General features: G+C 43.3%; 7 protein-coding genes and 1 pseudogene. 5 read left to right on the top strand and 3 right to left on the bottom strand.

What is annotated here, in order from left to right; all coding sequences use genetic code 11:
* The 4 genes from WG89_RS27495 to WG89_RS27480 all read left to right on the top strand — a co-directional run.
* The coding region (locus WG89_RS27495) for a glycosyltransferase family 61 protein (RefSeq protein WP_153301871.1) at positions 1-1,020 on the top strand (1,020 nt) is incomplete at its 5' end.
* Positions 1,021-1,344: 324 nt separating this feature from the next.
* Entirely contained in the window at positions 1,345-1,920 is a 576-nt protein-coding gene (locus WG89_RS27490; RefSeq protein WP_062270835.1) for a Uma2 family endonuclease, read from the top strand.
* Positions 1,921-2,294: 374 nt separating this feature from the next.
* Complete coding sequence (locus WG89_RS27485; protein ID WP_062270834.1) at positions 2,295-4,553, top strand: glycosyltransferase; 2,259 nt, start codon at positions 2,295-2,297, stop codon at positions 4,551-4,553.
* 44 nt (positions 4,554-4,597) lie between these two features.
* Complete coding sequence (locus WG89_RS27480; protein WP_062270833.1) at positions 4,598-5,764, top strand: nucleotide sugar dehydrogenase; 1,167 nt, start codon at positions 4,598-4,600, stop codon at positions 5,762-5,764.
* A 37-nt stretch (positions 5,765-5,801) separates the two neighbouring features.
* Here the strand turns inward: WG89_RS27480 and WG89_RS27475 are convergent, their stop codons facing one another.
* Entirely contained in the window at positions 5,802-6,125 is a 324-nt protein-coding gene (locus WG89_RS27475) for a type II toxin-antitoxin system PemK/MazF family toxin (RefSeq protein WP_062270837.1), read from the bottom strand.
* Positions 6,122-6,349 (bottom strand): antitoxin MazE family protein, encoded by a 228-nt coding sequence (locus WG89_RS27470; RefSeq protein WP_062270832.1) that lies wholly within the window; start codon positions 6,347-6,349, stop codon positions 6,122-6,124. Before WG89_RS27470 ends, WG89_RS27475 begins: the two co-directional genes overlap by 4 nt.
* Before the next feature lie 194 nt (positions 6,350-6,543).
* Here WG89_RS27470 and WG89_RS27465 point away from each other — a divergent pair, with 194 nt between their 5' ends.
* A complete protein-coding gene (locus WG89_RS27465; RefSeq protein WP_216638574.1) occupies positions 6,544-6,909 on the top strand; it encodes a sugar phosphate nucleotidyltransferase in 366 nt (121 codons plus the stop codon).
* On the opposite strand, the pseudogene WG89_RS33090 reads toward WG89_RS27465, so the two are convergent.
* Positions 6,892-7,125: pseudogene (locus WG89_RS33090) on the bottom strand (hypothetical protein); the annotation flags it as partial. The gene WG89_RS27465 and the pseudogene WG89_RS33090 overlap by 18 nt on opposite strands.

Here is a 7,125-nt window from a genome sequence, read left to right as displayed (position 1 = left end):
TTTTTTACTGAAAAAATAAGCAACACATTAAAGATAGGACAATACATTTATAATAAAACCGATGAGAAGATAAGCTTTTTTGACAAGGATTTCGAAAACTTTGATGATAAATTAAAATCTAAACTTCGACTGTATAATTTTGATGAAAAAATATCGAAATCATCCTCTTTAAAGATACGAGTGATGAAGAATGTAAAGTTACATGGTGAAAATAAGCATTTTTACGCTTGTGCTCAAGATGGCTCTTATTTTGATGAAGAAAATAGCGCGAGATTAGCTAAATCAACAAGGATAACTTATTTTAAAAAGACGATAAAAAAAATAAATCGCGCAATCATTCTTCCTATCCCTCATGCGCCTAGCAACTATTATCACTCGCTATCTGAGATGGTGTATGGACTGCACCTTATAAATAGATTTGATTCTAATCTACCTATAATTTACTCACAAGATAAGTTTGGACTTCTTCAAGAAGTAGCTGATAGAATGAGCATAGATCCTTCTAGATTTTATTCTATTGACCAAGTTAGTGATTCTATAATTGAAAATGCATTTTCAATTATAAGCGGCCATTTTTACTGGGATACTAATTTCTTTAAGTTTTTTCGTTCACTGGTAAAAGACAAAACTGAAACATCTCGAAAAGTTTATGTATCAAGAAAGAAGTCATCAAGATCTTTAAAAAACGAGAGCAACATAGAAAACATACTATCTTCAAATGGCTTTGATATTATTTACTCTGAAGAGCTTAGTATTAAAGAACAAATTGAGTTATTTGCTAGCGTTGATATATTAATTTCTAGTCATGGAGCAGGGTTAAGCAATATAGCATTCATGAAAAAAGGTACAAGCCTTATTGAGATATTCGAGGATCAATCAATAGTAACTCACTTTTATTTTAGATCTCGACATAATGACATGAATTATGTGCCTATTTTTGCAAAGAATAAAAATTTAGATATTAGTGATTTACTAGCTGCCATTGAGCATTTGAGTATCAACCAAGGCACTCAACACTGATACTTGCAATATGTTATGAGGAAATAGGGGATATCCATAAAATCCAGTGTCAACGGATTCAACGCTTGCAACTGGTACAACTGCCAACAATAACCCTGACACAGCGGGGACTGCCCACTTCAATAGACAGGTTTTCAGTCGTGGAAGCTGCACGGCAGTGTAAACGGGTTTCCGTTACTACAGAAACATATCTCAACTGAGACCCTGATCTATCTGTGTGACCCAGGCTGAACGGCTGGTATTTGTCCGAGCGCGTTCCATCTCTGCATTCATTCATGCGTATAATGGACTCATACACAGAGTTGGATAGTGAGTGGACACAGTATGCAACATAAAATCAGTCATTCTTTAATCACAGCTGAAGCCTACCTTTCTCATGAAAAAGCTTCTTTGGATACCCGCCATGAGTTTATAGACGGGTATGTCGTTGCCATGGCGGGTGGTTCTATCCGGCATGGGAAAATGATTACCAACATAGCCCGGCTTTTGGGTAATCATTTAGTGGGCAAACCTTACGATGTGTTTTCGTCGGATGTCAAACTCAAGGTTGAGTCGGCTTTTGTGAAATCCTTTCGGTATCCCGATGTTATGGTTTCCTGCGAACCCGACCGTCAATATGAAGATATGTGTGAATCAGCCACCGTACTGGTGGAAGTACTGTCAGAAAGCACTGAATTGACCGACCGGGTGTATAAATCTGCAGAGTATGGCCACGTCCTCAACGCTACACAGGGTGAGTATCTTGTGGTTGATCCGGATCGTCCTGTTATTGAAAAGCGCATGTGGCACGATGGTCGCTTTGAGGTGGTAGCAACCTATGGCACCGGGGAAATCATTACCCTCGAAAGTTTGAAGCTGGATCTATCCATGGATGACCTTTATCCCAACTGCCCCCCGTGAGTTACTGGATCACAAAGCTTACCTTCGTTATCAAAAGTATAAAGTGTAAAACCCTGGGAACAGTTCTACTACAACTAAGCGCTAAACCCCATACCGTTCGCACTGAGCCCGTCGAAGTGCATTGCCTGTATCCTTCGACAAGCTCAGGATTAACGGAGTATGTATGAGCATTAACGCTTAGCTGCACTATGAGGCTGACCGAGAATAGACAGCTCGGCCTAAAATCCATAGTAAAATAAGTACACTTTTTTGCATGATTGTAGCTTTAAACTCTGAATTCCAAGTTTGATGCCGGACGGTGAGAGTGCTGACAAGGGAATGGTCACGAAATCTGTATTTGTTAAGCGTACTTACCTGAATCCTATCCAGTTGTCATGAATAAATTCGAACCACTGTTTCCTTCTCTCGATATAGGAACAAAGCAGCTGACTTTTTCAACCCTGCTTAAGTCCTATAAATTAGTAGAAGCAGAAAACGTCCTGCAATCAACTTTCAAACAGTTTGGCCTGTGCCCAAACTGGCTGCTGATGCAATGCAGCCTGACTCAAAGCCATAATGACGTTAAAAAGGATGGATTAATATCACTTAGCAACCTGTTTCGTCGCTACCAGCTCGCTTTACCGGAGTATAAACGACATTCTCAACCATTAAGCCTGGATAATATTACTTTTCAAAAAAACCAAGGTCCAACCGAATTAATCCAACCATTAGTCTCAGTGATTATCCCGCTCTTCAACTCAGAAGCTACACTGGCTACAGCTCTGGACTCTATTCTCTCTCAAAGCTGGCAAGCCATTGAGATCATTGTTGTTGATGACAGCAGTACTGATGGTTCTCTTAATGTGGCAAACCGCTTTGCTGAAAAAGACGAACGGGTTCGGGTATTGCGGCATCATGTGAATCAGGGTGCTTACGCTGCTCGTAATACGGGTCTTCAGGTTGCCAAAGGGGATTTTATCACCACCCATGACAGTGACGACTGGTCGCATTGTCAGAAGATTGAGTTGCAAGTTAAGGCTCTGATTGAACAGCCTGAGTTTAAAGCCTCCGCTTCTCACTGGGCTCGATGTTCTTCAAATCTGGTGTTTGGCACCTGGTGGCAACAGGAAAGCTGGATTTATCGTAATGTCTCTTCCCTGATGTTTCGCCGTGAAGTGTTTGACGAACTGGGATACTGGGATAGAGTCTCTGTCAATGCCGATACAGAATACTATTACCGGATTATTTCGGCCTATGGCAAAGCGTCGATCACCGAAGTGATGCCCGGGGTACCGCTGGCTTTTGGTCGAATGGAACCTGGCAGCCTGACAACGGATTCAAAAACCCATTTACGCACCCAATTTGGTGGAGTCCGAAAAGATTATATGGATGCCGCCCACCAATGGCATCGGCAGCAGCAAGCTACCAGAAACTGGTATATGCCGTTCAATCCTAATGAACGTTATTTTCCAGCGCCTGAATTGATTGATCGCCCAGGTCAGTACATTGGTGACAAGCACTATCCGGTTTATAACGGTCAGCAAAGGACGACAGATGATGCTAGCACGGTGTTACTCTGCTCTCATTCTGCGGGTAAAACACTCTTCGGTGCTGAGCGAAGCCTGATCGATATCGCCAAAGCGGCCAGTCAGTCGGGTTTTCGACTGGTCATTACGTTGCCAGAACAGGGGCACCCTGATTACATTCCTGCACTTCTGCCCTATGCCTACAGGGTTATTGTACTACCTTACCCTTGGTGGCATGGCCATCGTAGTTTGGATTCACAAGCCGTACATGATTTTGAAACGATTATTTCTGAATTCAATGTTGACCTGGTGCATGTGAATACACTTGTTCTCAGAGAACCGCTTCTGGCAGCGCGCAGAAAGAAAGTACCATGCCTGTCACATGTGCGGGAATTGCCGAACTTTGACCCACTCCTGTGTGAAGGCTTAGGTGCAGATGCTGAAGAGATTCGATCCAACATCCTGAAATGGGCTGACGGCTTTATTGTTAACTCACTTTGTACCAGCCGGTATATTGATCAGCCAGAACGCAGTTCCCTGCTTTATAATACGGTGGATACGGCTGAGTTTAACGTACCTTATCAACCAAACGACAGAGTACGTTTTGGTCTGATCAGCAGCAATCTGCCTAAAAAAGGGCTTGATGATTTTGTTGAACTGGCCAGTCGGGCTGAAAATAAGCTACCCAATGCCGAGTTTGTTCTGATAGGCCCTGAAAATGATCATGTTGACGCTTTGCGTAATAGTAAAACTATGCCTCCAAATCTGGTGATTGCCGGTTATAGCGAAACACCGCAGCAAGCACTGACTCAAGTCGATGTTGTTCTGAATCTGTCTTCTTTTCAGGAGTCTTTTGGCAGGACCATTGCCGAAGCTATGGCTTCTGGTCGTCCCGTTATCGGATATCGTTGGGGGGCACTGCCAGAGCTTATTGAAAATGGCGTTAATGGTTATCTGGTTCACCTTGGCGATATCAACGGACTGCTCCGCCGTGTGAAACTCTTGGCTGAAACGCCTGAACTATTGAGAAACATGGGCGATGCAGGTCGGTTATCGATTTTAAACCGATTTGACTTCTGCCACTTTACAGAAACACTTAAACAGATTTATTCCAGATGGTTAACTTGACCATCGTCAACTCCTTCCCATTATCGAACTAAGACTTTATCTCTATGAAAATCGCAGTAGCAGGGACAGGCTATGTGGGTCTGTCCAACGCCGTACTATTAGCACAACACAATGAAGTGGTAGCTATTGATATCATCCCACGCAGAGTGGATATGATTAATGACAGGATGTCCCCCATTGTGGATCATGAAATAGAGGACTATCTGAGCAATAACCCTCTGAATTTACGTGCCACAACGGACCCAAGGCTGGCCTACGAAGAGGCTGACTTTGTAGTGATTGCAACCCCCACGGATTACAATCCTGAAACTAACTTTTTTGATACCAGTTCAGTAGAATCTGTAATCAAAACGGTTTTGGCCATTAACCCCAATGCCGTGATGGTGATTAAGTCCACTGTGCCGGTGGGCTATACCCAGAAAATCAAAGAAAAGCTGGGCTGTGACAATCTCATCTTCTCTCCTGAGTTCCTGCGTGAGGGCAAAGCGCTTTATGACAACCTTCACCCTTCCAGAATTATCATGGGTGAACGATCAGAAAGAGCGGAAGTCTTTGCTGATTTACTGGTTCAGGGAGCCATCAAAAAAGATATTCAGGTTCTTTATACTGACGCTACAGAAGCCGAAGCCGTCAAACTCTTTTCTAACACTTACCTTGCCATGCGTGTTGCCTATTTTAATGAGTTGGACAGCTATGCGGAAACCCATGGTCTGGATACTCGTCAGATTATTGAAGGTGTAGGCCTGGACCCACGCATCGGTAACCACTACAACAATCCATCCTTCGGCTATGGTGGATACTGCCTGCCAAAGGATACCAAGCAGTTGCTGGCTAACTATCAGGATGTGCCCAACAATATGATTGGCGCCATAGTTGAGGCCAACCGGACACGTAAGGATTACATTGCAGACTCTATAATCAAGTGTGCTCCCAAAGTAGTAGGCATCTATCGTCTGATTATGAAAACAGGTTCTGATAATTTCCGGGCATCTGCTATTCAGGGCATTATGAAACGCATTAAAGCCCGTGGCATTGAAGTGGTTGTCTATGAGCCGGTGCTTGAAGAGGATGAATTCTTCCATTCCAGCGTGATCAAGAACCTCGACGAGTTCAAGCAAATGTCTGATGTCATTGTTTCCAACCGGATGGTGGAAGAACTTTCTGACGTTTCAGATAAAGTGTACACGCGAGATCTTTTTGGTTCAGATTAAAAACTCCTGGTAAAGGCTTCAGATTTCTGACTTCGCTCTAAGCTATTCCAAGCCAAAGTGCTACCAAGCGGGTAATTTCTGTCATTTGCCGTGGGCTTATTTGCCCTATATGGCTGCCAATTTTGTCCACTTTTATCGTTGTAATTTTGTCAATCATTACTTGTGAAGGTTTATTGAGCCCGTTCTCATTGTCCTGATACAGATTGTACCTGAACAGCGGAGTATCACGGATTTCACTGGTTATGGGCAGCAAAGTCAAAGAGGGATGCTGATCGAAAAGGTCCGATTGTAAAATCAGTGCTGGTCGGGGTTTACCATAATCCCCTTGTATGGCAACGGATACTACATCACCTCGTTTCATGACCATCCCTCGTCATCAGAAAGGTGCTCAATCCAATCCAACGTATCTTTTTCTGCATGGTCATTTTTCAGGCTGGCTGATTGCTTTCGACATTCCTCTGCAAAGCCTTCCTGACGAGTATCCGGAACCCAGATTTGCAGAGGCCGGAACCCGGCTTCCCGTAATGCGTCACGGTGACGTTTTACTCTTTGCCGAGCATTGTCAATATGATTTTGATTTGGCATTACCTATCCATTATTTCATGTAACGTAACATGTAACTTAGCAGGGTATTCAGCCGTGTCAAACGAAACTCTCATGTTACTAAATATGAAACCAAGACTTATTGATTGAACTCACAGTAGAAATCAACCTTTATGGCCGCATATCACCTGATATCAGTGCTGTAATTTTCCTATATAACAACCGTTTTTTAACTCATGACAACTCAAATCAAAAAAGCCATATTCCCCGTAGCAGGAATGGGCACCCGCTTTCTTCCTGCTACCAAGGCCTGTCCGAAAGAGATGCTGCCTGTGGTTGATAAACCACTGATTCAGTATGCTGTTGAAGAGGCTATTGCAGCAGGTATAACTGACCTGATCTTCGTCACCTCATGGACTAAGCGCTCCATTGAAGATCATTTTGATAAAAATTTTGAGCTGGAATATAAACTTGAGCAGGCAGGTAAGAAAGAGCTGCTAAACACTGTAAAAAGCATTCTCCCTAAAGGTGTTAACTGCTTTTATGTTCGCCAGCAAGAAGCCCTTGGGCTCAGGGCAATTGCATCAATTCAGAACGACTGAGCAAAGCAGCTTTTTCAGGTGCTTATGGTCCCACCCTGCTAGCTTCCGGTGACTCTTGATACTGCGACTTCCCTTATTGGCTTTGATAGCGTTCAGCGCAAGCCGTCTCAGAATGGAGAAATTTTCAGCCCCATTTCCTGTGCTTATCTGACATGCGTCCTCTGAAAATGCAACGTCCAAAATCCAGTGCAGATTATTCTCCACCGCCCAATGATT

Source organism: Endozoicomonas arenosclerae, assembly GCF_001562015.1.
Taxonomy (GTDB): domain Bacteria; phylum Pseudomonadota; class Gammaproteobacteria; order Pseudomonadales; family Endozoicomonadaceae; genus Endozoicomonas_A; species Endozoicomonas_A arenosclerae.
Note: the sequence above shows the minus strand (reverse complement) of the source record. Positions and strands in the feature narration are given on the sequence as shown.

Coding starts and splice junctions, on each gene's coding strand:
- WG89_RS27470 (WP_062270832.1), bottom strand. CDS start 6,349: ATGCCAAATCAAAATCATATTGACAATGCTCGGCAAAGAGTAAAACGT.
- WG89_RS27480 (WP_062270833.1), top strand. CDS start 4,598: ATGAAAATCGCAGTAGCAGGGACAGGCTATGTGGGTCTGTCCAACGCC.
- WG89_RS27465 (WP_216638574.1), top strand. CDS start 6,544: ATGACAACTCAAATCAAAAAAGCCATATTCCCCGTAGCAGGAATGGGC.
- WG89_RS27485 (WP_062270834.1), top strand. CDS start 2,295: ATGAATAAATTCGAACCACTGTTTCCTTCTCTCGATATAGGAACAAAG.
- WG89_RS27490 (WP_062270835.1), top strand. CDS start 1,345: ATGCAACATAAAATCAGTCATTCTTTAATCACAGCTGAAGCCTACCTT.
- WG89_RS27475 (WP_062270837.1), bottom strand. CDS start 6,125: ATGAAACGAGGTGATGTAGTATCCGTTGCCATACAAGGGGATTATGGT.